This window comes from Kribbella sp. NPDC004138 (genome assembly GCF_053603655.1).
Window position 1 is genome coordinate 126,219 of the sequence record NZ_JBSGFZ010000008.1, and the last position, 24,311, is coordinate 150,529.

Consider the following 24,311-nt stretch of genomic DNA (forward strand, 5'->3'; position numbering starts at 1 on the left):
CGGCGCGTCACAGCAACCTCAGCGCGGCCAGCGCGTAGGCGCGTGCCGCGATGACGAGTTCCGCCACGGCGACCGATTCGTCGGCGCGGTGTGCCTGGGTGGTGACCGAACCGGGGCCGAGGACAACCACCGGTACGCCGAGGTCGCGGGCGACGTACCCGCCGTCGCAGGCCGCGGTCCAGCCGGCCAGCGGGAGCGGTGGTCCGCCGGCATCGAACCGGGCCGCCTCGGTGACCCGGACCAACTCGTGCTCCTCGGGGGTCTCGAAGGCGGGCATCTCCATCGGCATCGCGAGCTCGACCGTGAGGCCGCGATCCTCCAGGTGCAGGGCGGCGATGCGGCGGCCGAGGTCGGCGAGGACCTCGGCGGGGGATTCGCCCGGCAGGAGCCGGCGGTCGGCGACGACCACGCAGTCGGCGGGGACGATCGAGCCGCCGGTGCCGCCGTTGATCTGGCCGACGCTCCAGGTCGCTGGGCCGAGCAAAGGATGCGGTGCGGCGGCGAGTTCGTGATGCAGGCGTTCGATCTCGGCGACCACCGCGGCTGCGCCGTAGATCGCGTTCGCCCCGCCGTCCGGGTTGCCGGCGTGCGAGGCGCGACCGTGCACCGAGACCTGCAGGTACGAGTCGCCGCGCGCCGCGATGATCGTCTGCAGGTCGGTGGGCTCGGCGGTGATGCAGCCGAGGTACCGACGGGACTGGGTGCTGGTGGAGTTGTGTCTCGCCCCTGTCCTTTCCGCTTCAAGTCTATCGAGCGGCGGGCTGGGCGCGGCTGGGTTATCCACAGGCGCAGGCTGGGTGGCTTCGACGTAGGCGCGGATGCCCTTGCCGGTTTCTTCTTCGTCTACGACGGCGAGTAGCTCGACCGGGCCGCTGAGAGTGGTGCCTCGGAGGGCGGCCAGCGCGACCAGGGCTGCGGCGAGGCCGCCTTTCATGTCGGAGGCGCCGCGGCCGTAGATCCGGCCGTCACGCAGGAGACCGCCGAAAGGGTCGACCGTCCAGCCGTCGCCGACCGGAACCACATCGGTGTGCCCGAGCAGCAACAGGCCGGGACCATTGCCTCCGGCAAGCGTGACCGAGACGTTGTCCCGGTCACGCTCTACGGGTGTCGTCCGGACGTCGAGGCCGAGTTCGCGCGCCGCCGCGGCGAGAGCGGCCACGGTGGCGCTCTCCTCGCCGGGCGGATTCTGGCCGGGTGCCCGGAGCAGGTCCTGCGTCACCCGGACCAGCAGGTCCTCGTCGATCCGGTCCAGCACTGTCTGTTCGGCGGGCGTCAGGCTCATGCCCACCAACCATAGGGTCAGCTCCCGGCCAGGTACGCCCGCCAGCCGCCCGCGGCCGTGATGTCCCGCGCCGGGTCCGCGGCATCCGCCGTACAGACGAACCCGAGCACCTGCTGCCCGTCCGACAGTTCCACAGGCCCGATCGCCAGCGGCGGATCGATGGTCGTCGCGAAACCGCCGAGCTCGGCCGCGGGCAGTCTCCACACCTCGACCTCGATCCCTGGACCGTCCGCACCCGCCAACGTCCGGGTCAGTCCCGGACGCGGCCCGTCGACGAGGTACATCCGGTACGACGACGCGGTCCGCGCGGCGAACGCCAGCCGCGCACCACGCCTAACCAGCTGATCGTTGAGCGGCTGGCCGGACAGATGCGCGCCCGCGACCGCGAGCAGCACGTCGCCGCCCGAAGCCGGCACGTCCTCGCCGGTCCACGCAGCCGCCAAATCGATGAGCTCGAGATCATGCCCGGCCGGCGCCAGCAGCTGGATCCCGAACGGCAGCCCGTCGGCGCGATCCGGTCCCGGGAACGCCACCGCGCACAGATCAAGGAGGTTCACCATGTTCGTGAACCGGCCGAGGCGGCTGTTCGCGCCGATCGGATCGGCCGCGACCTCCGCCAACGTGGGATGCCCGGGCGTCACCGGCAACAGCAGCGCGTCGAGCTTCGTCCACAGATGTTCGCTCGCGCGGGCCAGGGTCGCGAGCCGGTCGAAGCCCGCGAACGCGGCGGCCGCGGTCAGCGACGCGCCGCCCCGCACGATCGTCCGCACGGTCGGGTCGACCGCCGGATCGTCGTCCAGCTTGTCCCCGAAGGCGAGCCAGCGCTCGGCCAGCCACGGCCCGGAGTACAGCAGGTCCGCGGCCTCGAGCAGCGGCCGCACATCCACCTTCACGACCTCGCCGAGCCGATGGGCCTCGCCGAGCGTCTCCTGCCAGGCCGCCTCGTGCAGCGGATCCAGATCGAGCCCGATGTCCGGTACGCCGATCACGCCGCCGGAGCCGGGCCGCCGCCGGGGCAGGTCGGAGGCGCGCCGCGACCACGCGTCGTCCGGGTCGTACGCGGCCATCACCTCGTACGCCGCCCGCGCGGTCGCCACGGTCGTCGCCATGACGGTCACGCAGTCGAGTGACCGGCAGGCCGGTACGACGCCGCGCGCTGAGACCAGCCCGCGGCTCGGTTTGATGCCGACAATCCGATTGAAGGCAGCCGGCACCCGTCCGCTGCCGGCCGTGTCGGTGCCGAGCGCGAAGTCGACCTGACCACTCGCCACGGCGACGCCACTGCCCGAGCTCGATCCGCCGGACACATGCCGGTCGGAGAAGACCGAGTGGCACGCGCCGTACGGCGATCGCGTGCCGACCAGCCCGGTCGCGTACTGGTCGAGGTTCGTCTTCCCCAGCGGTACGGCGCCGGCCGCGATCAGCTGGTCGACGACGAAGGCGTTGCGCTCCGCGGGCCGTGCGTTGCGCGGGTCGCCGGCCGTCGTCGGCACCCCGGCGAGATCGATGTTGTCCTTCAGCGCCATCGTCAGCCCGTTCAGGACTCCGGGGAGCGGCGCGATCGGGTCGACCCGGGTGATCCACTCGTTGTTCATGCTCCCCACCGTGCCCTCTCGGCCTCGAACGCGGCGCGGCGTCTGGCCCGCACGGTCGCGATTTCCACAGGTGCCTCCTGCTCGATCTTGCGGACGTCGGCGATCGAGAACGTCGCCGGCGCGGTCTTGAGATCGGCCCGCCCGGCGGCGATCTCGGCCCGCTCGTGGGCGAGTTGCTCCGCGCTTACCGGGGTGAATCTGATCAGGTCGAACTGCCGCAGCAGCCACGGCTGCTCGTCGGCGGGGGACAGCCGCCATACCGGGACTGTGCGTCCGACCAGCTGGTACCCGCCCGGGCCTTCCATCCCGTACACACACAGGTAGATCCCGCCGATCCCGACTGCGTTCTGCGGCGTCCAGGTCCGGGCCGGGTTGTACTTCGTCGTGACGAGGCGGTGCCGCGGATCGACCGGTACGGCGACCGGTGCGCCGAGGTACACGTCGCCGAGACCGACCACCAGGTACGTCGCGGCCTGCACGATCTCGAACACGTCGTCGCGCGCGCCGAGATCGTTCACCCGCCGGATGAACTCGACGTTGTCCGGGCACCACGGCGCGTCCGGCCGCACCGACGTCGCGTACCGGCGCATCGCCTCGTGCGCCTCGGGATGGTCGAACGCGATCGGCAGCACCACTTCGCGGGCCGGCAGCACCACGGTCTCGGGATCAGCCAGTCCGGCCGCCAGGAACGCGAGCTGTTCCGCGAGTGAGGTGAGGGCGATCCGGGCCGAGTCGACCGCGACCAGCAGCGACCGCACGCCCTCGACGATCTCCGTCACGCCGGCCGGGCGGTCGTCCCGGAGGGCTTGGGCCAGCAGGTGGATCCACACCCGGACGGTGAGATCCAGTTCGGCCGGCCCGGCTTCGACCAGCAGGTGCCGTTCGCCGGCGCATCTGATCGTGTACGCCGGCGTGGTGCCGGCCGGGTCGCCTCGGTGCAGTGTGTTCGGGCGTTCGGGTGCAGCGGCCGACACGGCGACCGCGGTCGGCTCCTGGCGTAGGTCGGTCAGCCAGCGGCGGCGGGACCGGATCGCTTCGGTTGCCGTTTCCTGCGTCACCGGGACCAGTTGCACGGAATCGCCTGCGCGCAGCTGGCCGAGCATCCACCGGTCGGCCTCGATCACTACGGCCGGTACGACGAAGCCGCCCAGCGACGGGCCGTCCTTGCCGACGATGACCGGGGTGTCGCCGGACAGCATGATGCCGCCGACCGGGTACGCCGAATCGTGGACGTTCGACGGATGCAGGCCTGCCTCGCCGCCGTCGGTCCGGGCCCAGCCGGGAGTCGGACCGAGCAACCGGACCCCGGTGCGATCGGAGCGATGGTCGACAATCCAGTTGTTGGCGAAGAACGCGTCGACACCGTCCGCGGTGAGATGCTCCGGCGCACCGTGCGGCCCAGGGATGACGCGGATCTGCCACGAGCCGGACATCGACGGCAGTTCCACCGACAACGGGGGCAGCAGGTTCTCCCGGCGGCCCAGCGGAATCCGGTCGCCCTCCGCCAGCGGGCGACCGTCGTGACCGCCGAAGCCGCCGAGGATGAACGTGGACCGGCTCCCGAGCACGCGCGGCACGTCCAGTCCGCCCTGGACTGCCACGTAGCCCCGCATCCCGGGACCGTCGAGCGGGCCGACATCCAGCACGGAGCCGGCCGGCCAGAGCACGACCATCCCCGGCCTGATCGGCAGATTGTCGACAGTCGCACGGCGGACCGCGCCGCCGACGCAGATCAGCCGGTCCTCGTCGCACGTCAGCACGGGTCCGGCGAGCACACACTCCAGGCCGGCCGCTGTGTCGGGATTGCCGACCGCAGCGTTCAGCAGGGCGAACGTCAGCTCGTCAGCGGCGCCGGACGGCGGCACGCCGACATCCCACAGCCCCGGCCGCCCGGCGAGATCCTGCACCGTCGTTTGGACACCAGGATTGTTGACAATGATCACGGCCACCGGTCACCACCGGCCCAGCAGCTGGATCGGCGTCGGGTTCCAGCCGTTGCACGGATTGTTGACCTGCGGACAATTGCTGATCAGCGCGAACAGGTCACGGCTCGCGGTGACCTCGACGTACTTGCCCGGCGCCGACAGACCGTCCTCGAACGTCAGCCCGCCGCTCGCCGTCACCGGCACGTTCATGAAGAAGTTGATGTTGTGCGTGAGCTGACGCTGACCGATACCGGCCGCGGCGCCGTACCGCAGGAAGGTCTGCCGGCAGGCATGCTGGTGCCGCGTGAACTCGCCGTACCGGATGACGTTGCTCTCCTGTGAGCACGCGCCGCCGACAGTGTCGTGCCGGCCGCAGGTGTCGTCGGTGATCACCGCGAGCTCGTCGAGCCGGGTCGACAGCAGCCGTGACCCGGCGGTCAGGAACACCGCTCGCTGCTCACGGATCGTGTCGAAGGCGGAGTAGCGGTTCTCGATGTCGTGGGCGTCGTAGAACAACGTGTCCACGGCCTGGTTCCCGTGCAGGTCCACGATCCGCAGGCGCCCGCCGGCCGGAACGGTCACGAGGGCGCCGTCACCCGCCGGTACGACGGTGTCGAGCCTTGTGTCGAGGCTTGTGTCGAGGCTGGTGGTCGTCTCGGTCGCGGTCATGCGATCAACTCCCGGGTCAGACGCAGTGCGCGGACCGCTTCCTCCCGCAGGTCGGGATCCTCGGTGTGTTCCGGCGTCTCGATCTGTACGGCGACACCGACGGCAGGCAGATCGGACAGTGGATGAGCCGCGGTCGACACGAAGACCAGCAGGTCCTGGTCCGCGCGGAGCGTGACGGTGTGACCCGCGCGGGCATGGCCGGGGACGAAGGCCAGCGACGCGCGGGCGTCGTCCGCGACGTCGACCTTGCTGAAGAAGTTGATGCAGCCGTGCAGATCCACCGCACCGAAACCGTGCTTGACGAGTTCGAGCAGCAGCAACCGGTCGGGCGCCGCACCGGTCAGGCAGTCGTGCCAGTCGAGGCTCGAGGCCAGGACCGTCGCCAGCGCCAGCCCGCGGTCCGACATCAGCACCATGCCGGGCTTGATGCGCGCCGACATCTGCGCCTTGAGCGTGTCCGGGATGTTCAGCCGATCGAGACGGTCGGCGCCGATGATCAGCACCGACGCGTTCGCGCCGTCGTCGAGGGCGGTCAGCGTGATGACGCGTCCGGCCCGGACCGGCGCGGACCACGCCGCGTCACCAGGCATGTCGTGGGTATGTGTCATGCGCCGGCTCCTTCGACCTCGACAACCGGTGCGGCAGTGCGCAGCGGCAGGCCGATCGAGGCGTAGTAGGCGCTCCGCTGAGCCCGGAAGGCGAGAAGGCCGCCGACGGCGACGACGGCAAGGGTGATCAGCGGAAGGTAGTGCAGGTACCAGCCCTCACCTGCCGGATCGTAGACCTCGGCGCGCGGCCAGCCGAGGTTGATCGCCATCGCGAGTCCGTAGCCGACGGCAACGAAGTTGACCAGCACGCCGAACCGGCCGAGCGAGAACAGCGGCCGCCCGTTCTCGTCCACCCCGGCGGACAACTCGCGCCCGGTCAGGCGCCGTACCAGCAACGGCGCGGTGACCATCAGATACGCGACGTAGAGCAGCATGATGCAGACGCTCGCCAGCCCCAGGAACAGGCCGGCGTTCCCCACGTTGACGACCAGGCAGACACCGGCCAGTACGCCGGGCACCACGGTCGCGGCGACCGGCGTACCGGTCCGCGGCGACACCTCGCGGAGCTGACGCGATCCCGGCAGCACGTTGTCGCGCGCCATCGAGAAGATCATCCGCGCCGCGGCGGTCTGGATCGCCAGCGTGCACACGCACACCGCGAGCGCGACGTCGAGCAGCAGCAGCTTGCCGGGCGTCGTGCCCAGCCGGCTCGTCAGCACGTAGGGAAGCCCCTGCGTGGCGAGATCCCCGTCAGTCACCGACGGCGCGGCCATCAACGCCGCGACGATCAGGAACGCGCCGCCGATTCCGGACGCGATCACCGCCCGGAGGATCGTCCGCGGCGTCGTCGCGCGCGGCTTGTGCGTCTCCTCCGACAACTCGCCCGCACTGTCGAACCCGACCAACACGTAAGCCGCCATCAGCGCCGAGACCAGCAGCGGTACGACGTACCCGGTCGTGCTGTCGAGATTCGTCGTGTGCAGGACGACGGACGGCCCGCGCTCCGCCTTGCTGGTCAGCAGGACGACGATCAGCACGACGCCGACCAGTTCGCAGGTCACGCCGACCGAGTTGACGATCGCGGTGACCCGCACACTCGTCGCGTTGAGCAGCGTCGTCGCGACGAGCAGCAGGCACCCGAGCACCACGGCGTTCGCGGCGCCGTCCCTCGACGCCAGCGCCGGATCCGTGCCGACCAGCTGAAACCCGGGCCAGACCGCGGGCAGCACGACCTGCAGCGCGATCGCGGCCGTGGCCAGCGTGATGATCTGCGCGATCACCATCGTCCAGCCCGCGAACCACCCGGCGACCGCGCCACCGAGGCGGCGGGCCCATTGGTAGATCGCGCCGGACAGCGGGTACCGCGCGGCGAGTTCGGCGAAGCACAACGCCACCATCAACTGACCGGCGAGGACGGCCGGCCAGGTCCAGAAGAACGCCGTGCCGCCGAAGCCGAAGCCCAGACCGAACAGCTGGAAGACGGTGGTGAGGATCGAGACGAACGAGAAACCGGCCGCGAACGACGCGTAGCTGCCGACGCGGCGCGAGAGCTGCTGGGAGTAGCCGAAGCGGCCGAGGTCGCGCGCTCCCAGTTCATCGGTGGTCAGGGTTTCGGGGGGTGCTGACATGTCCGGCCTCCGCTGGATCGGGCCCGGAATGCGCGCACGGCAACCCGGGGCCTTCAAGGCCTCCCGGGCTTTTGTCCCGCCGTGGAACGGTGCCGCCGCACAACGCCGGCGACAGCACCGCCTCCCCTCTCGGACCAGACCTGCCGTCGGCTCGACCAGCAGCGGAACCCTAGGGGCGCCCCGCCGTACCGGCGGGTCCTTTCCAGTTCAGGACCCGCCGGTTTCAGCGGTCGTCATCGCATGTAACGCCGAAGTAAAGGAATCCTCTCACCGGCTCGCGCGGCTGTGAGCGAGCGGAGATCACAGCCCCTGGCGGAAGCCGTCGCGCCAGGACGCGTACCCGGGCTGCCACTCGAAGGTCCGCTTGGCGAGGGAGTTGTCGACGCCGCGGATCTCGGTGAACGCCGCCACGCCGACGTCGCCGACCGCGAGCCGTCCGAGCCACGCCGGGATGCGCCGCGGGGCCTTGGCGCCGAGGATCTTGGCGAGCTCGGGCAGCCAGACCGCCGCCTGCGCGGGGTCGTCGTCGGCGATCTGGAACACCCCGGTCACGTCGCTCTCGACCGCCTTCACCGTCGCCGCGGCGGCGTCGTCGTAGTGGATGAACGACCAGACCCCGGTGCCGTCGCCGATGATCGGCAGCCGGCGCTTCTGGATCAGCTCCACCATCGAGCCGCCCTTGCCGAGGTCGGCGGTCGGGCCGTAGAAGTTCGCGTACCGCAGCGCGACGCCCTCGATCCCTTCGGTGTTCACCGCCGCCGACTCGACGTACCTGATCGCCGCCATCGTCTGCCGCTGGGCGGGCACCGGGTCCGGGTCGAGCGGGTCCGCCTCGGTCTTCGCCGCGGATCCGCCGTGCTGCAGGTTCCAGCCGGCGTACGACTGGACGACGAACCGTCGTACGCCGGCAGCCTTGGCGGCGGCCAGGAGGTTGTCCGTGCCGACCGTTCGCAGCTGGTTCGTCGTCGCGAAGCTGTCGTCGAAGTGCTTGAAGTCGATCCCGCCCTTGAGCGCGGTCATCTGGTGTACGACGACCTCGGGCCGGACCGACTCCACGGCCGCGCGCACCGCGGCGGCGTCCAGCCCGTCCGCGAGCACGGCGTCCGCGCCGAACGACCGCACGCCGGCCGCGCCGGACTCGGACCGGGTCATCCCGGTCACCTCGTGCCCGGCCGCGAGCAGCTGCGGCACCAGTGACCGGCCCAGTCCGCCGGTCGCTCCTGCCACCAAAACCTTCATGTCATCCTCCGTCGTCCGTGATTACGACCCGGAGGACACGCGCCGCGTCAGTCCTGTGACATCGGCTCCGAAGAAAGCTGGAATTCGGTCGGGCCGAAGGAGACGTTGAGCTTGCCGTCGACCGTCATCGTGCCGCCGTCCACACGACACGTGAGGGTGGCGACGAACGGGGTCTCCACCCAGCGCAAGGTCGCCACGAACGCGTCGCCGTCGCCGTACGCGCTGGTCAGGACGCGCTCGCCGGCTTCCGGAGCGGCGTCGTCGACCGTGCCCGGCGCAGCCTGCTCCTGCCAGTCACCGGCCGCACACCGGATCTCGTGAGTTCTGCCGTCGCCCAGGTCGCTGAACGTGAATGTGCCCGACCCGTCCGCGTCGAGCCGGACCGAGGTGAGACCGGCTGGGTTGGCCGCCGCGAAACGGTACGTCCGGCCGTCCCCGGCGGTCGGTGCGGCACCCGTCGGCGGCACCAACCGCAGCTGCTCGGGCCGGGGGACGACCGGCACCTCCTTGCCCTCGAGCGCGGGCAGCAGGTGCTCCCACACCGTGTTCAGGATCGCCTGCATGTCGGTCGTTGAACTCGTGATGATCAGCGCCGCGTCGTAGTCCGGGAACACCAGGCAGAACTGCCCGAACGCGCCGTCACCGCGATACGTGTTGTGGCGGCCGCGCCAGAACTGGAAACCGTAGCCCTGCTTCCAGTCCGGGTTCTCCTCGGTGTCGTTCGGGACCTGCTTCGACGTTGCCGCCTCGAACCACTCGGCAGGGACGACCTGCTTGCCCTGCCACTCACCGTGCTGCAGCAGCAACTGCCCGAAGGCGGCCAGCGACTCCGTGTTGATGCTCAGGCCCCAGCCGCCGACCGTGATGCCTTCCCTCGACACCTGCCAGGTCGCCTCGGTCGCACCGAGCGGCTCGAACAGCCGCGGCCGGAGATAGTCGAGCAGGCGCTCGCCGGTGAGCCGCTGCAGGATCGCCGACAGCATGTAGGTGGCGCCGCTGTTGTAGACGAACACCGTGCCGGGCTCGTGCTCCACGTCGAGGCCGAGGAAGATCTTCACCATCCGGCGGTCCCGGCTGAGCGCGTCGACGGTGTCCTTCGAGTGCCCGGTCGTCATCGTCAGCAGGTGCCGGACCTTCATCGCGGCCAGGTTGTCGCTGACCGCCTCCGGCAGCTCGTCCGCGTCGAAGAACGAGATGACCTGGTCATCGAGCGAGAGCAGCCCTGCGTCGATCGCCAGCCCGACGCCCGTCGACGTGAAACTCTTCGACACCGAGAACAGCAGGTGCCGGTCGTCGAGCCGGTACGGCGCCCAGGCCTCTTCCAGCACGACCTGGCCGTGCCGCAGCAGCATGACAGTCTGGATCTCCGGCTCGGCCGCGTCCAGCGCCGCGACGAAACTGTCGAGTGCTGCGGTGATCAAGCCCTGGGCTTCTGGGGTACTCCGTGGAAGTCTGCTCACACCCAAGACGCTATCTCCAGAAACGGACAAATATCAGGTGAGTTCTGCCAAGCGGGCAGCCGTGATCGTGAACCCGGTGAAGGTCGACGGCGACAAGTTCCGCCGGATCGTCGAGACGGCCCTGTCCGAACGGGGCCTCGACGAGCCGTTGTGGCTGGAGACGACCGAGGACGACGCCGGCGTCACCATGGCCCGGCGCGCGATCGACGAGCAGGTGGACCTGGTGCTGGTCGCCGGCGGCGACGGCACCGTCCGGGTGGTGTGCGCCGAGCTGGCTCGCACCGCGATCCCGGTCGCCGTCCTCCCCGGCGGCACCGGGAACCTGCTCGCCCGCAACCTCGGCATCTCGCTCGACCTCGACGTCGCGCTGACCGAGCTCCTGGACGGCTCCGAGCGGCGGATCGACAGCGTGCTGGTCGAAGGGGACCAGCTGACCACCGACCGGTTCGTCGTGATGGCCGGGCTCGGACTGGACGCCGCGATCATCGAGGACGCGCCCGACGACCTGAAGAAACGGGTGGGCTGGGCGGCGTACGTCGTGTCGACGCTGAAGAACCTGAACCATCCGTCGGTCCGGGTCACGATCACCGTCGACGACCAGCCGCCGGTCCGCCGGCAGGCGCGCACCGTGGTGATCGGCAACGTCGGCACGCTCCAGGCGAACATCCCGCTGCTGCCGGACGCCGTACCCGACGACGGCACGATCGACGTGGTCGTCCTCGCGCCGCGCCGGATCACGCACTGGCCGCGGCTCGCCCTCGGCCTGGTCGTGAAGTCCTGGCGCGAGCGTCACATCGAGCGCTTCACCGGCCGGCGCATCCAGCTGCGCGCCGACCGGGTGGTACGCCGTCAGCTCGACGGCGACGCGATCGACGAGGGCACGTCGCTGACCGCTGAGGTCGACCCGGCGGCCCTCGTCGTCCGCGTGCCCTAACGCTGCACCAGTACGGCGACCGTCCGGGCCGGGACGGTCGCTGTGCCCGTCGCGGACGACCACGTGGTTTGTTTGACGACCGGGTCGGAGCCGGCTGCTTGGACGGGGGACAGGGACAGGTTGGCGCCGGTCAGGCCCGGGAGCTGCTGGGTGACCGCGGCGTTGGTGGAGTTGAAGACGACCACGACGCCCTTCAGTGACGGGTCGACGTCAGCACCCACCGTGTCGTCGATGCGCATGGTGATGACGCCGGGCGTCGTACCGCTCAGCGGGAAGCTCAGCTTCTGGTTGATCAGCGCGGCCGAACCGAGGCGGAACAGCGGCGTCGAGAACCGGAGCTTCAGCAGGTCGGCGGCCGCGGCCGAGGCCGTGGCCACGTCGGTCGCTGACGGCTTCAGCGCCGGGTTGGCCAGCAGCGGCTTCATGTACGGCCACTTGGCCTCGTTGTCGGGCTTAGGCGGCAGCCCGTGGCCGAAGCCGTTGTCGGCGCCGGTCCAGTCGAGTGTGTTGAACCAGTCGCCGGAGTCGTACGAGTTGCGGTCCAGCGACTTGCTGCGCAGCATGTCCGCGCCGGCGTGCCAGAACGACGGCGTCTGCGCCAGTGCGGTCGTGGCCAGCGACAACGTGTTCATCCGGATCCGGTCCGGCATCGGCAGGTCGGTCGGCAGCTTGTACGTCAGCGTGTCCCAGAGCGTCTCGTTGTCGTGCGCGTCGACGTACGTGATCACCTCGTCCGGTTGGTCGGCGTACCCGGCCGGCTGGCCGTTGTAGTCGACCTGGTCACCGCGGACGGCCTGTCCGGACTCCGCCGACGTGAAGCTGAACGACCGGAGGTTGGCGGCCAGCCCGAGCTGGACCAGGTCGGTGTCGTGAGCGAGCCGTTTGGCGCGCTCGGCCGGCGTACCGTTCACCGGGTCGCCGTTGGGGTCGCTCGCTTCGCCGGAGCCGAAGCCCTGGATCCGCGGGTTGTCGTCGAAGGGGCCGCCGCCGCGGACCGCGTCGCGCAGGCGGTCGGAGAACGTGCCGATCCCGGTGCCGCCGAGGTTGCCCTGCCGGGCCTGGACGAACAGCGCGTCGTCCGCGACCTCGCCGAAGTTCCAGCCCTCGCCGTACAGGTAGATCGACTTGCCGTCCACGCCGTCCTTGGCGAGCGTCAGCTTGTCCAGGGCGGCCCGGACCTTCAGCATGTTCGCCTTGGAGTGGTGACCCATCAGGTCGTACCGGAAGCCGTCCACGTGGTAGTTGCGCGCCCAGCTCACCGTGCCGTCGACCATGATCTTCTCGGCCATCGCGTGCTCGGTCGCGATGTTGCTGCAGCAGGTCGAGGTCTCCACCTTCCCGGTTGCGTTCAGCCGCTGGTAGTACCCGGGCACGATGCGGTCCAGCACCGACGTCGGGGCCTGGCCGGCGGCCGGGGTGTGGTTGAAGACCTGGTCGAGTACGACGCGCAGACCGGACTTGTGCAGCCCGCCGACCATCGTGCGGAACTCGGAGACCCGGGCCAGGCCGTCCTTCTGGGTGGCGTACGAGCCTTCTGGCGCCAGCCAGTGGAACGGGTCGTAGCCCCAGTTGAAGCCGTCCTTGGCAGCCACTGCCGTCACGCAGGCCTGCTGCTGGTCCGAGTCGGCCGGTAGAGCCTTCAGATCGCAGGCAGGTGTCTGCTGGCCGGTTTCGGGGATCGAGGCGATGTCGAAGGTCGGCAGGAGGTGCACGGTGTTCAGCCCTGCTGCCTTGAGGGTGCGCAGGTGCTTGGTGCCGTCGCCTTCGTCGGCGAAGGCCAGGTAGGTACCGCGATGTGCCGCGGGCACTGTGCTGTCGTTGATGGAGAAGTCGCGGACGTGCAGCTCGTAGATGGTGGAGTCGACCCCGCGGGCGAGCTTCGGCGACGGGGTGGATGTCCAGAGTGCCGGCTTGCCTGCCGGGTCGTTGAGGTCGACTGCGACGGAGTACGTCGAGTCGGTGGTCAGCGCGGCCGAGTACGGGTCCGTGACGACGTTCGTCTCCACCTTGCCGGTGCTGGGTGCGTACACCGTCACCTGATAGCGGTACGGCGCGTTCTTCCACGACGGCCGCCCGACGACGGACCAGGCGCCGTCGTCGCTGCGCCGCATGCGGATCGCCGAAGACCCGATCAGCAGCTTCACGTCCTGAGCCGTCGGCGCCCACAGCGTGAAGGCCGGTGCGGCGCCTTGCCACGTGACGCCGTACGAGCGGGCGGTCGCTCCGCCGTAGACGTCGTCGAGGACGCCGGGGATCTGGACGCCGGTCGCGTCGAGGAGGCGGCCGGTGTCGTCGTACTGTGCGAGGCCCAGTTGGCCGGTGAGGATCTTCTGGACGTCGGCCTGGTCGAGGCGCAGCGTCGTGTAGCCGGGCTTCACCTCGGCGGTGTCGTAGCGCAGGGCGGCCGACGAGCCGCCGATGTCGTTCGCGTCGATCTTCAGCGAGCCGGTGTCCGACCAGTGCAGCCGCCACCGGTACCGCTCCGGGTGCGCGACCGCGGGTACGGCGAGGGTGTCGCGGTCGATCCAGTACGCCTTCGCCTGGCTGAGGTCCGGTTGTGCGCCGGGCTTGGCCGTCGTCACCGTGAACTGGTGGGTCGCGAGCACATACGAGAACGTGACGACCAGACCGTCACTCGGCACCGAGACCGGCACGTTGTTCGCCGGGTAGCTCTCGTCCCAGGACAGGTTGTGCGCGACCTTCGCCTCATAGGTGCCCGCCTTCAGCTCGCTGGTGGACCAGGTGTAGGTCCCGTCGCCGTCCTCGTCGGTCAACCAGGGTCGCATGCAGGACGGGTCCCAGTCGGTCGGGCAGCCCAGCTCGGTCTGGAACGACCCGGGTGCCGTGATGATCGGCCCCTGCGCAGTCGAGGTGACGAAGTGGCGGCCGTGCTCGTAGTAGAAGCTGACGGGCCCGTTCGGTGCGGTGTACGAGATGTTCGCACCGTTCTTGACGCCACCGGCGCCGTAGTTCTCGTCCCAGGTCTTGTTGATGGCCGCCTTGTACGCGTGCTCGCCGGCCGGGAGCGTGTAGGTGCCCTTCCAGACCTTGTCCTTCGGGTCCAGTGTCAGCTGGGCCTGGTCGCAGTCCGGCGACCAGTCGGCAGGACAGCCCATCTCGCTGTTGTGGTCGCCAGGCACAGACACGTTGGCGGGTTGGACGACTGGGCCGGTGCCGCCACCGCCACCACCCGGGGCGGCCGCGTCGCCCACCACGCCGTACGAGCCGGAGACGGAGTAGTTGCCCGAGACGTCGCGCAGGACAGCGCGGTACTCGAGCAGCGTCCCCTTCGGCAGTCCGGACACGTCCTGGAAGACGCGGTACGGCGCGTTGTCGTCCGCGCCGAGCCGCTGCCACGCCGTCGTACCCACGGGCCGGTACCCGAACGTCACAGTCGCAGGGGTGTTCGCGGGAACCGCCGCAGCGATCTCAGCACGCCCACCGACCGTCGCACCGAGCTCCGGCGAGCTCATGTAGACGCTGGGAGCCTTGGTACGCGCCGGGAGCTTGTTCTGGGCCTGGTACACCGTCACAGACAGCGGGGCCTGGCTGACGACGACCCTGCCCTCACGGTCGGTCTTCACCGCCTTGGAGCCGCCGTAGACGGGCTTCAGCCAGGTGTTCGAGCCGTACGTCGGCACCGTCGCCGAGGCGGCCGTCGTGGAGTTGTTCGCGACGACCAGGTACTCGACGTTGTCGCTGCCGAGCCGGCTGAACGCGTACAGCCCGTTGAACTTGGACGAGTACCGGTGCACCTGCCGCCCGTCGGACAGCGCCGGGTACGTGGCGCGCAGCTTCGCCAGCCCGGCGATGTGCTTGTACATCGGCGCGTTGACGTCGTACCGGTCCTTGCTGCCGATCGTCGTCGTACCGCTGCCGTCGACGACCTCGTCGTCCGCGTAGTCGGCGGTCCGGGTCGCGAACATGTCCTGCCGCGCGTCCTTGTCACCGCCGGGGCCTGTGAAGCCCTGCTCGTCCCCGTAGTACACGACCGGCTGGCCGCGCGTCAGGTACATGAGCGAGTGCGCCAGCTCGTCCCGTGCCAGCAACTCGGCACCGGACGCGCCGCCCTGCTTCAAGAACGTGCCCACGCGGCCCATGTCGTGGTTGCCGAGGAACGTCGGCAGCTCGTACGCGTTGGAGTCCGTGTCGGTGTAGTAGTCGTCGTCGGCGTAGAAGTCCTGCAGCTTGGTGCTCGGGTCGCCCTTCGCGTACGCGACCGCGTTCTGCTGGAACCCGAAGTCCAGCGTGGCCTGCAGCGCGCCCTTGGTCGTGTAGGTCGACATGAACTGCGGGTTGGCGTCGAAGACCTCCCCGAACATGAAGAAGTCCTTCGACCCGGCGGACTGTGCGGCGGCCAGGATCTGCGGCGAGAACTTCTGCCAGAACTCGATGTTCACGTGCTTGACGGTGTCGATCCGGAACCCGTCGATGCCGAACTCGGCCCACGTCTTGTAGACGTCGATCATCCCGTCGCGGACCCGCGGCTGCTCGGTGAACAGGTCGTCCAGCCCGACGAAGTCGCCGTACTCCGCGCTCTCGCCGGCGAACGTCGAGTCGCCGCGGTTGTGGTACAGGGTCGGGTCGTTCAGCCAGGCCGGCACCTTCACAGACGCGTCGGCCGGCGTCCTGAAGACCGGGACGTTCGGGAAGCTGGTGGCGGGGTCGAGCTGCGGGAAGGTGTCGCCGCCGGCGTACTGCTTGTCGTCGAAGGCGTTGCCCTGCGCATCCTTGTACGGCGAGGTGGACTTCGGGATGTACCCGTACTGGCCGGACTGGTACGCGATCACGTCCGCGGTGTGGTTGGTGATGATGTCGAAGAAGACCTTCATGCCCTTGCGGTGCGCGAGGTCGATCAGCCGCTTCATGTCCGCGTTCGTGCCCAGGTGCGGGTCGATCTGGGTGAAGTCGGTGATCCAGTAGCCGTGGTACCCGGCGCTGACGTCGGCGCCGGAGCCCTGCACCGGGCGGTTCTTGAACGACGGGGTCAGCCAGATCGACGTCGTCCCCAGGGACTTGATGTAGTCGAGCTTCTGGATCACACCGGTCAGGTCGCCGCCGTGGTAGAAGCCCTTGTCCGTCGGGTCCAGCCCGGTCGTCAGCCGGTCGCCGGTGAGCCCGCCGTTGTCGTTGGACTTGTCGCCGTTGGCGAACCGGTCCGCCATCAGGAAGTAGAACCGCTCTTTGGTGAGGTCCGGCCGCAGGCTCGGCGTCGCGAGTGCCCGGTCCGCGGCTGTCACGGCCGGTCCGGCGAGATTCACCGGCTTCACCGTGACGATGTGGCTCGTGTCGTCGTAGCTGAACTCCAGCTTGGCCGGACCCTCGATCCGTAGCGGGATGTTCTGGCCGTTGAGAACACCGCCGGCGCCGTAGTTCTCGTCCCAGCTCTTGTTGACCGTGACCTTGAACTCGTACGACCCCGCCGGTACGTCGAACACCTTCGTGTACGGCGCACTCGCGCCCAGACTGGTCGCGTCACAGCCCGGATCCCAGTCGGCCGCACACCCGAGCTCACTCTGCAGCGAGCCCGCCACGGTGATCACCCGGTCCGCAGCCACTTGTGCCGGAGCCGGTGCAGCCGTACCCAGTCCGAGTACGACGACCGCGGCCGCCGTGAAACCTGCCGTCCAACGCCTGAACCCGCGCATCACGGTCCCCTCCCCGCCAACTGATCTGCCGGGGACGCTAGCCGCCGCTCTTTACCGTGAGGAGGGCTCGAAGATCACGGTAAGGTCACGAGCTCCGGCAGCGTGGTCTCGATCGGTGTGCGCAGCACTGTCGTCGCGTGCTCGTCGTACGGCGTCGGCTGGGCGTTCAGGATCACCAGCGGCTTCCCGGCGTTCAGTGCGAGGTCACACAGGCCGGCGGCCGGGTAGACCTGCAGCGATGTGCCGATGGCCAGGAACAGGTCTGCTGCCTCGGCGGCCGCGACAGCTCGGTCCAGGACGACCCTGTCGAGGGACTGGCCGAACGAGACCGTCGCGGACTTCAAGATGCCGCCACAGACCTCACACGCAGGATCCTCGTCGCCTGACTCGAGCCGGGGGAGTACGTCCGCCATCGGGATCCGCCGGTCGCACTGAAGACAGTCGACGTACCAGACCGTGCCGTGCAGCTCGTGGACCAGCTCCGGCGAGGAGCCGGCCTTCTGGTGCAGCCCGTCGACGTTCTGCGTGATCAGGCCGGTCAGGCGGCCCTGCCGCTCCAGCTCTACCAGGGCGAGGTGGCCCGGGTTCGGCTGCACGGTCCAGGCCGGCACCGAGAGCCGGTGTTTCCAGGTCGCCACGCGGACCTCCCGACTGGCGACGTACTCGTCGATGTCGAACATCGCCTCCGCCGCCGGGTCCTTCGTCCACACCCCCTGCGGTCCCCGAAAGTCCGGGATCCCCGACGCCGTCGAGATCCCGGCGCCGGTCAGCACAGCGATGCGGTCAGCTCGGATCACCTTCCGAAGGTACCCAGTCCTGGGCCAGGACGGACATCACGACCTCGTCCACCCACTCGCCGTCCCAGAGCAGGGCGTCCCGGAGTACGCCCTCAGTGGTGAAGCCGGCCTTCTCGTAGGCGCGCTGGGCGCGCGGGTTGAAGGCGTAGACGCCGAGACTGATCCGGTGCAGCCTCAGCTGCTCGATGCCGTAGCCGACGATCAGCCGGGTCGCCTCGGTCCCGAGGCCGCGGCCCTGGCCGGACGGCCCGATCAGGATCCGGAAGTTGCAGCTCTGGTTGTCAGGGTCCCACTCGTTGAGCACGGCCTCGCCCACGACGACCCCTGCGGCCTTGTCGACGATGGCGAGGTCCAGCCGATCGGTCTGGTCCCGGCGGGTGCGGTACCACTCGCGGGCCTTCTCCTCGCCGATCTCGCCGTGGCTGCCCGTCAGACGGACGACGTCCGGGTCCGCCATCGCGACGGCGAGTGCTTCGTAGTCACCCTCGTCCACAGGTCGCAGAACGACCAGGTCCCCGGTCAGCGTCGGCTTGTGCGCGAAGTCGGTCACGCGGCGCAGTGTGTCAGCTGACCCGCCGGACGACGTACTGGTTTTCCCCGGCCGACACCAGCTCCTGGGACCGCATCCGGCACCAGGCCGGGATGTCGGTCGCCGCGGCCGGGTCGTCGGCCAGCACGGTGACCGTGTCGCCGATGGCGACGGTCGGTAGCGTCTTGGCCAGTTTGATCACCGGGAGTGGGCAGAGTAGGCCGGTGCAGTCCAGGTCCACGTTCACATCCCCACCTCCGCCCGGATCCGCCGCACGATCCCCGGCAGGACCGCACAGAACCGTTGGACGTCGTGGTAGCTGGTGTCGCGCCCGAGAGAGACCCGGACGTTGCCGTGGGTGAGGACACCCATCGCCGCGAGTACGTGAGAGGGCCGGAGCGTGCTCGACGTACAGGCCGAACCGCTGGAGACGGCGAACCCCTCAGCGTCCAGTGCGGTCACCAGGGCCTCGCCGTCCACGTAGAGACAGGAGAACGTGAGGATGTGCGGCAGGCGGTCCGCCGGGTCACCCACGACCTCCACGTCGGGGATGTCGGTCGCCACACGACGCCGTACCTCGTCGATCCAGGCCCTGTGCTGCTTGTCGAGCTCTTCGGCCTCAGCCAGCCGGGCCCGTAGAGCAGCGGCGGCGGCCAGCGCGTTGGGTATGTTCGGGAACCCGGGGGAGAGGCCGTCCTCCCGCTCGTCCAGCGGCCACGCCGGCGCGATCCGCGTGCCCTTCTTCACAGCGAGCAACCCCACACCGGCCGGTCCGCCCCACTTGTGCGCACTGGCGGCCAGCGCCGACCACCCGTCCGGCAGCGCGTCGTGCCCCACCGACGCCGAGGCGTCCACGAACAGCGGCACGCTGCCACAGTCCTGCGCGATCGCGGCGATCGGCTGCCTGGTACCCACCTCGTGGTTGGCGGACTGGACCGCGGCCACCGCCGCGCCGGGGCGCCGTACCGCGTCCTTGAACGCCTCCTGATCCACCCGGCCGTGAACGTCCACCCCGACCTCGATGCCGTCAGCGCCGGCACTGTGCAGGACGGCAGAGTGCTCGACAGCCGTGTGGACCACTGTGGTCCCGACGCGGCGGCGGGCGGCTTGGAGAGCGGTCAGACCGGCCTGGATCGCCGCGGTCCCCGAGGTGGTCAGGTACAGCTCGTCCGGCCGTACGCCGACCGCCTCGGCGAGCACCGCCCGGGCGTTGTCCAGCAGCAATCTTGCGGTCCGGCCCTCGTGGTGCAGACGCACCGGATCGGCCCATCCGGAATCCACTGCCGAGAGCAACATCTCCCGTGCGGCGGGGTGCATCGGCTCGGCCGATGCGGCGTCCAGATACGTACGCTCGCTCACACGGGAAACGCTAAGCCCTACCTATGCGCAGGACGGCGAATGGTGTCCAGTAGTGTTTGGTCGTCAGTCTCACTTGGGAAGGGAAAGGCGCCCCGTGGGTTCGAACGGCACGCCCGGAGTGGAGGAGCGACCGGCAGGTTCTGCCGGCGCCACACGGCCGGCGAAGCGTCGCCTGCTGGTCGGCAGTGCAGTGGTGCTGGGCACCCTGCTGCTGACCGGTTGCTCGACGGCGACCACTGAGCAGTGGAAACGACTCGGCCTGCCCGAGGGCGCATCGGACCGGACCGAGGCCATCCGCAGCCTCTGGATCGGGGCCTGGATCGCCGCCCTGATCGTGGGCGTGATGGTCTGGGGCCTGATCCTGTGGGTCGTTGTGCGGTACCGCAAGCGCAACGACGACGCACCCCGGCAGGTGCGCTACAACCTGCCGCTCGAGGTGCTCTACACCCTGGCGCCGTTCGCGATCATCGGCGTGCTCTTCTTCTACACCGTCGAGCACGGCAACCAGGTCACGAAGATGAGCGCCAACGCGCAGCACACCGTGAACGTGGTGGGCCAGCAGTGGCAGTGGACCTTCAACTACAAGGACACCGTCGACGGGCAGGAGGGCGTCTGGGAGACCGGCACCCTGGACAAGCCCGCGACGCTGTGGCTCCCGGTGAACGAGTCGGTGCACTTCGACCTGACCTCGCCGGACGTCATCCACTCCTTCTGGGTCCCGTCGTTCTACTTCAAGCTCGACGTCATCCCGGGCAAGACGAACAAGTTCGAGCTGACCCCGACCAAGACCGGTACCTTCGCCGGCAAGTGCGCTGAGCTCTGCGGCCTCTACCACAGCCGGATGATCTTCAGCGTCAAGGTGGTCAACCGCGACGAGTACGACGCACACCTGCGCGAGCTGGCCGCCAAGGGCCAGACCGGCGCCGCAACCGGTGGCGGCGACGCCACCACAATTCCCGGCACAGGGGGCGAGAAGTGACGGACTTCGCCGAGCGCACCGGCGCCATCGGCAGCACCACCACGCTGCCCCGGCGGCGCACCAAGGGCGAGCTGCTGGTCAAGTACCTGACCACCACCGACCACAAGCTGATCGGGCACATGTACCTGGTCACGTCGTTCGCGTTCTTCCTGATCGGCGGCGTGATGGCGCTGCTGATCCGCGCGGAGCTGGCCAAGCCGGGTCTGCAGATCGTGAACGAAGAGGTCTACAACCAGCTCTTCACGATGCACGGCACGATCATGCTGCTGCTGTTCGCGACCCCGCTGTTCGTCGGCTTCGCCAACGAGATCATGCCGATCCAGATCGGCGCCCCGGACGTCGCGTTCCCGCGGCTGAACATGTTCAGCTACTGGCTGTTCCTGTTCGGCGGCCTGATCACGATCAGCGGCTTCTTCACCCCCGGCGGCGCGGCCGACTTCGGCTGGTTCGCCTACGCCCCGCTGTCGAACGCGGTCCGTTCGCCGGGCATCGGCGGTGACCTGTGGATCATGGGTCTGTGGATGGCCGGTCTGGGCACGATCCTCGGTGCGGTCAACTTCATCACCACGATCATCACCATGCGCGCACCCGGTATGACGATGTTCCGGATGCCGATCTTCACCTGGAACATCCTGGTCACCTCGATCCTCGTGCTGATCGCGTTCCCGATCCTGGCGGCGGCGCTGCTGGTGCTGGAGGCGGACCGAACACTCGGGGCACACGTCTTCGACGCGGCCAATGGTGGGCCAATACTTTGGCAACACCTGTTCTGGTTCTTCGGGCATCCAGAGGTGTACATCATCGCGTTGCCGTTCTTCGGCATCGTGACCGAGATCCTGCCGGTCTTCAGCCGCAAGCCGGTCTTCGGCTACATCGGTCTGGTCAGCGCGACCCTCGGTATCGCGGTCCTCTCGGTGGCGGTGTGGGCGCACCACATGTTCGTCACCGGCGCGGTGAACCTGCCGTTCTTCTCGTTCATGACGTTCTTGATCGCAGTCCCGACCGGGGTGAAGTTCTTCAACTGGATCGGCACGATCTGGGGCGGCTCGGTGTCCTTCGACACGCCGATGCTGTGGTCGATCGGCTTCCTGACGACCTTCCTGTTCGGCGGTCTGACCGGCGTCATCCTGGCCTCGCCGGCGCTGGACTACCAGCTGTCCGACTCGTACTTCGTGGTCGCGCACTTCCACTACGTCGTGTTCGGCACGGTGGTGTTCGCGATGTTCGCCGGGTTCTACTTCTGGTGGCCGAAGTTCACCGGGCGGATGCTGGACGAGCGGCTGGGCAAGCTGCACTTCTGGCTGCTGTTCGTCGGTTTCCACACCACGTTCCTGGTGCAGCACTGGCTGGGCGTCGAGGGGATGCCGAGGCGCTACGCGTCGTACGGCGCCAACGAGGGCTTCACCACGCTGAATGAGGTGTCCAGCGTTGGTGCCTTCATCCTGGGCGCGTCGATGCTGCCGTTCTTCTACAACATCTACAAGTCCCGCAAGACGCCGCTGGTCGGCGTCGACGACCCGTGGGGCTGGGGCCGCTCGCTGGAGTGGGCGACCAGCTCGCCGCCGCCGCGGCACAACTTCGTCAAGCTGCCCCGGATCCGCTCGGAGTCCCCGGCGTTCGACCTCCACCACGCCGATGTGGCGCTGGCGGAGTACCCGGACAACCGGGCCGGCGCGGACAACCTGCTGGACGCCGGTGAGGACCAGGGCCGCGTCGAGCACCTGATCGAGCAGGCCGACGGTACCGACGGGACCGAGGGGAAGGACAAGGCGTGAAGGTCGAAGCCTGGGTCTTCGGGATCTTGAGTGTGTTCGTGCTCGTCGTCACGCCGATCTACTGGCTGATGTCGGAGGACCCGACCGGCACCACCGCGCTGGTGATGACGTTCTTCCTGTCGCTGCTGGTGGCGTTCTACCTGAGCGTCACCGCGCGCCGGATGGACGCCCGGCCGGAGGACCGCAAGGAAGCGGAGATCGTCGAAGGGGCCGGCGAGCTCGGCTTCTTCCCGCCGCACTCCTGGTGGCCGCTGTGGTGCGCGCTGACGCTGTCGGTGGTTGTCCTCGGCATCGTCTTCGGCTGGTGGCTGTTCATCGCCGGCTGCGGCATCGGCATCGTGACGCTGAGCGGGTTCATCTTCGAGTACTACCGCGGTGACCACGCTCACTAGTTGAGAGTCGTACGAAAAACGCCGTCCGGGAGCGAACCGGACGGCGTTTTCGTGCGTCTTGAGTAGTGCCGCCGGGTACAGAGAGTTGTGGTCCGTACCAGTCAGGCGGTCTGCGGATGCAGGGAAATGTCGCCGCGGCAGGTTACCCTTACCGCGGTTTGACTAAACAGGGGAGAGCTGGGGAATGGTAAGCGGTTCGGTGAGGAAGCACGGCCTTGCCGTGGCGGGTATCTGCGTCCTGCTGCTGGCCGGGACGGCCTGTAGCGACACCAAGGCCGACGGCGGCGGTGGCCAGTCGACGCCCGGCGCGTCGACGTCGCAGGGCAACACGCCAGGCGCCTCGAGCACCCCGGATGCCTCGAGCACCCCGTCGGAGTCCGCCGCGGCCAGCATCGCCGTGGTGCCCGCCAAGGGCGCGACGTCGGTGCAGCCCGACAAGCCGGTGACGGTGACCACCACGGCCGGCAAGCTGACCGCGATCACGCTGAAGGACGACGACGGCGACAAGGTCACGGGCAGCTTCAACACCGACAAGACCCAGTGGACGTCGCAGCCGCAGCTCAAGCCCGGCGCGTCGTACACGGTGAGCGGCTCGGCCGAGGGCACCGACGGCGCCACCGTGCCGATCAGCTCGACCTTCAAGACGCTGAAGGCGTCGAAGAGCCTGAAGGCCTCGGTCGTCCCGCTGAACGGTGAGACCGTCGGCGTCGCGCTGCCGATCCAGATCTTCTGGAACAACCCGGTCAAGGACCGCGCCGCGGTCGAGAAGCGCCTGTCGGTGAAGACGTCGGTCCCGGTCGACGGCAGCTGGCACTGGGTGAACAGCAAGCAGATCAACTACCGCCCGAAGAACTACTGGCCCGCCGGCACCAAGGTGACGGTGAACATCGACACCCAGGGCGTCAACGCCGGCAACAACACCTGGGGCACCTCCGGCCGGACGATCGTGTTCAGCATCGGCAAGTCGGTGGTCAGCAACGTCAACGTCAAGACCCACACGATGACGGTGAGGATCAACGGCAAGCTCGCCCGCACCATCCCGATCACCGCCGGCAAGGACGGCTTCACCACCCGCAGCGGCGTGAAGGTGATCATGGAGAAGTTCACGGTGAAGCGCATGGACGCCGCCACCGTCGGCCTCAAGCCCGGCGACCCCGAGTACTACAACATCCCCGACGTGAAATGGGCCCAGCGCGTCACCAGCTCCGGCGAGTTCATCCACGGCGCACCGTGGTCGTCCGGCAGCCAGGGCAGCGCCAACGTCAGCCACGGCTGCGTCGGCATGAGCCTGAAGGACGCCCAGTGGTTCTTCAACCAGACCCTCCGCGGCGACCCGGTCATCGTCACCGGCACCACCCGCCATATGGAGCCCGGCAACGGCTGGACCGACTGGAACACCACCTGGGCGGCGTACAAGGCAGGCTCCGCCCTCTCCTGACCCTCTGAGCCAACAGCCTCCCCACCCGCATGCCCGCGGCCGGGAGGCTGTTGTGTTTCCACCAGCTCTGAAGGCGCGTGTCCTACTCTCGTGGACATAGCGTCAACACCCCCG

General features: G+C 69.1%; 18 protein-coding genes and 1 riboswitch. Of the genes, 5 read left to right on the forward strand and 13 right to left on the reverse strand.

Annotation, left to right across the window (positions count from 1 at the left end; all coding sequences use genetic code 11):
* Window positions 1-7 precede the first annotated feature (7 nt).
* From ACWEOO_RS13375 to ACWEOO_RS13410, 8 genes are all read right to left on the reverse strand, one after another.
* Window positions 8-1,282, reverse strand: coding sequence for a M20 family metallopeptidase (locus tag ACWEOO_RS13375; protein WP_452143185.1), 1,275 nt, complete (start codon window positions 1,280-1,282; stop codon window positions 8-10).
* 17 nt (window positions 1,283-1,299) lie between these two features.
* A complete protein-coding gene (gene atzF, locus ACWEOO_RS13380; RefSeq protein ID WP_452143186.1) occupies window positions 1,300-2,877 on the reverse strand; it encodes an allophanate hydrolase in 1,578 nt (525 codons plus the stop codon).
* A complete protein-coding gene (locus tag ACWEOO_RS13385; protein WP_452143187.1) occupies window positions 2,874-4,826 on the reverse strand; it encodes a 5-oxoprolinase/urea amidolyase family protein in 1,953 nt (650 codons plus the stop codon). Before ACWEOO_RS13385 ends, atzF begins: the two co-directional genes overlap by 4 nt.
* Window positions 4,827-4,829: 3 nt before the next feature.
* Window positions 4,830-5,471, reverse strand: a complete 642-nt coding sequence (locus ACWEOO_RS13390) for an urea amidolyase associated protein UAAP2 (RefSeq protein ID WP_452143188.1) — start codon at window positions 5,469-5,471, stop codon at window positions 4,830-4,832.
* A complete protein-coding gene (locus tag ACWEOO_RS13395) occupies window positions 5,468-6,079 on the reverse strand; it encodes a DUF1989 domain-containing protein (RefSeq protein WP_452143189.1) in 612 nt (203 codons plus the stop codon). The genes ACWEOO_RS13390 and ACWEOO_RS13395 overlap by 4 nt, the downstream gene beginning before the upstream one ends.
* Window positions 6,076-7,647: an amino acid permease gene (locus ACWEOO_RS13400; RefSeq protein ID WP_452143190.1), complete on the reverse strand. Its 1,572-nt coding sequence runs from the start codon at window positions 7,645-7,647 to the stop codon at window positions 6,076-6,078. The genes ACWEOO_RS13395 and ACWEOO_RS13400 overlap by 4 nt, the downstream gene beginning before the upstream one ends.
* Window positions 7,648-7,705: 58 nt before the next feature.
* Window positions 7,706-7,831, reverse strand: a riboswitch (guanidine-I (ykkC/yxkD leader).
* Between the two features lie 116 nt (window positions 7,832-7,947).
* Window positions 7,948-8,886 carry an NAD-dependent epimerase/dehydratase family protein gene (locus ACWEOO_RS13405; protein WP_452143191.1) on the reverse strand — a complete coding sequence of 313 codons (939 nt, stop codon included), beginning with the start codon at window positions 8,884-8,886 and terminating at the stop codon, window positions 7,948-7,950.
* Window positions 8,887-8,933: 47 nt separating this feature from the next.
* Window positions 8,934-10,346, reverse strand: coding sequence for a serine hydrolase domain-containing protein (locus tag ACWEOO_RS13410; RefSeq protein ID WP_452143192.1), 1,413 nt, complete (start codon window positions 10,344-10,346; stop codon window positions 8,934-8,936).
* A gap of 37 nt (window positions 10,347-10,383) precedes the next feature.
* On the opposite strand from ACWEOO_RS13410, the gene ACWEOO_RS13415 reads away from it, so the two are divergent.
* The gene (locus tag ACWEOO_RS13415) at window positions 10,384-11,280 is read left to right on the forward strand and encodes a diacylglycerol/lipid kinase family protein (RefSeq protein ID WP_452143193.1); all 897 of its coding nucleotides are present in this window, start codon (window positions 10,384-10,386) and stop codon (window positions 11,278-11,280) included.
* On the opposite strand, the gene pulA is transcribed toward ACWEOO_RS13415, so the two are convergent.
* The 5 genes from pulA to ACWEOO_RS13440 form a co-directional block, all read right to left on the reverse strand.
* Window positions 11,277-16,928, reverse strand: a complete 5,652-nt coding sequence (gene pulA / locus ACWEOO_RS13420; RefSeq protein WP_452143194.1) for a pullulanase-type alpha-1,6-glucosidase — start codon at window positions 16,926-16,928, stop codon at window positions 11,277-11,279. The two genes, ACWEOO_RS13415 and pulA, sit on opposite strands and share 4 nt — an antisense overlap.
* A 74-nt stretch (window positions 16,929-17,002) precedes the next feature.
* Entirely contained in the window at window positions 17,003-17,725 is a 723-nt protein-coding gene (locus tag ACWEOO_RS13425) for an SIR2 family NAD-dependent protein deacylase (RefSeq protein WP_452143195.1), read from the reverse strand.
* A complete protein-coding gene (locus ACWEOO_RS13430) occupies window positions 17,712-18,275 on the reverse strand; it encodes a GNAT family N-acetyltransferase (RefSeq protein WP_452143196.1) in 564 nt (187 codons plus the stop codon). The genes ACWEOO_RS13425 and ACWEOO_RS13430 overlap by 14 nt, the downstream gene beginning before the upstream one ends.
* Before the next feature lie 13 nt (window positions 18,276-18,288).
* On the reverse strand, window positions 18,289-18,501 hold the full coding sequence (locus ACWEOO_RS13435; RefSeq protein WP_452143197.1) for a sulfurtransferase TusA family protein: 213 nt from the start codon (window positions 18,499-18,501) through the stop codon (window positions 18,289-18,291).
* Window positions 18,498-19,613 carry a cysteine desulfurase family protein gene (locus ACWEOO_RS13440; RefSeq protein WP_452143198.1) on the reverse strand — a complete coding sequence of 372 codons (1,116 nt, stop codon included), beginning with the start codon at window positions 19,611-19,613 and terminating at the stop codon, window positions 18,498-18,500. Before ACWEOO_RS13440 ends, ACWEOO_RS13435 begins: the two co-directional genes overlap by 4 nt.
* A gap of 193 nt (window positions 19,614-19,806) precedes the next feature.
* Here ACWEOO_RS13440 and ctaC point away from each other — a divergent pair, with 193 nt between their 5' ends.
* The 4 genes from ctaC to ACWEOO_RS13460 all read left to right on the forward strand — a co-directional run bounded on the left by ctaC (window position 19,807) and on the right by ACWEOO_RS13460 (window position 24,197).
* Window positions 19,807-20,592, forward strand: a complete 786-nt coding sequence (ctaC, locus tag ACWEOO_RS13445) for an aa3-type cytochrome oxidase subunit II (protein ID WP_452143199.1) — start codon at window positions 19,807-19,809, stop codon at window positions 20,590-20,592.
* Between the two features lie 26 nt (window positions 20,593-20,618).
* Window positions 20,619-22,367, forward strand: a complete 1,749-nt coding sequence (gene ctaD / locus ACWEOO_RS13450) for an aa3-type cytochrome oxidase subunit I (protein ID WP_452143318.1) — start codon at window positions 20,619-20,621, stop codon at window positions 22,365-22,367.
* Entirely contained in the window at window positions 22,364-22,759 is a 396-nt protein-coding gene (locus ACWEOO_RS13455) for a cytochrome c oxidase subunit 4 (protein ID WP_363713541.1), read from the forward strand. Before ctaD ends, ACWEOO_RS13455 begins: the two co-directional genes overlap by 4 nt.
* Before the next feature lie 199 nt (window positions 22,760-22,958).
* The gene (locus tag ACWEOO_RS13460; protein WP_452143200.1) at window positions 22,959-24,197 is read left to right on the forward strand and encodes a L,D-transpeptidase; all 1,239 of its coding nucleotides are present in this window, start codon (window positions 22,959-22,961) and stop codon (window positions 24,195-24,197) included.
* Window positions 24,198-24,311 lie beyond the last annotated feature (114 nt).

What these genes read in the sequence shown, in the direction of transcription:
- ACWEOO_RS13375 (WP_452143185.1), bottom strand. Translation starts at nt 1,282, where the DNA reads ATGAGCCTGACGCCCGCCGAACAGACAGTGCTGGACCGGATCGACGAG.
- ACWEOO_RS13390 (WP_452143188.1), bottom strand. Translation starts at nt 5,471, where the DNA reads ATGACCGCGACCGAGACGACCACCAGCCTCGACACAAGCCTCGACACA.
- ACWEOO_RS13395 (WP_452143189.1), bottom strand. Translation starts at nt 6,079, where the DNA reads ATGACACATACCCACGACATGCCTGGTGACGCGGCGTGGTCCGCGCCG.
- ACWEOO_RS13400 (WP_452143190.1), bottom strand. Translation starts at nt 7,647, where the DNA reads ATGTCAGCACCCCCCGAAACCCTGACCACCGATGAACTGGGAGCGCGC.
- pulA (WP_452143194.1), bottom strand. Translation starts at nt 16,928, where the DNA reads ATGCGCGGGTTCAGGCGTTGGACGGCAGGTTTCACGGCGGCCGCGGTC.
- ACWEOO_RS13405 (WP_452143191.1), bottom strand. Translation starts at nt 8,886, where the DNA reads ATGAAGGTTTTGGTGGCAGGAGCGACCGGCGGACTGGGCCGGTCACTG.
- atzF (WP_452143186.1), bottom strand. Translation starts at nt 2,877, where the DNA reads ATGAACAACGAGTGGATCACCCGGGTCGACCCGATCGCGCCGCTCCCC.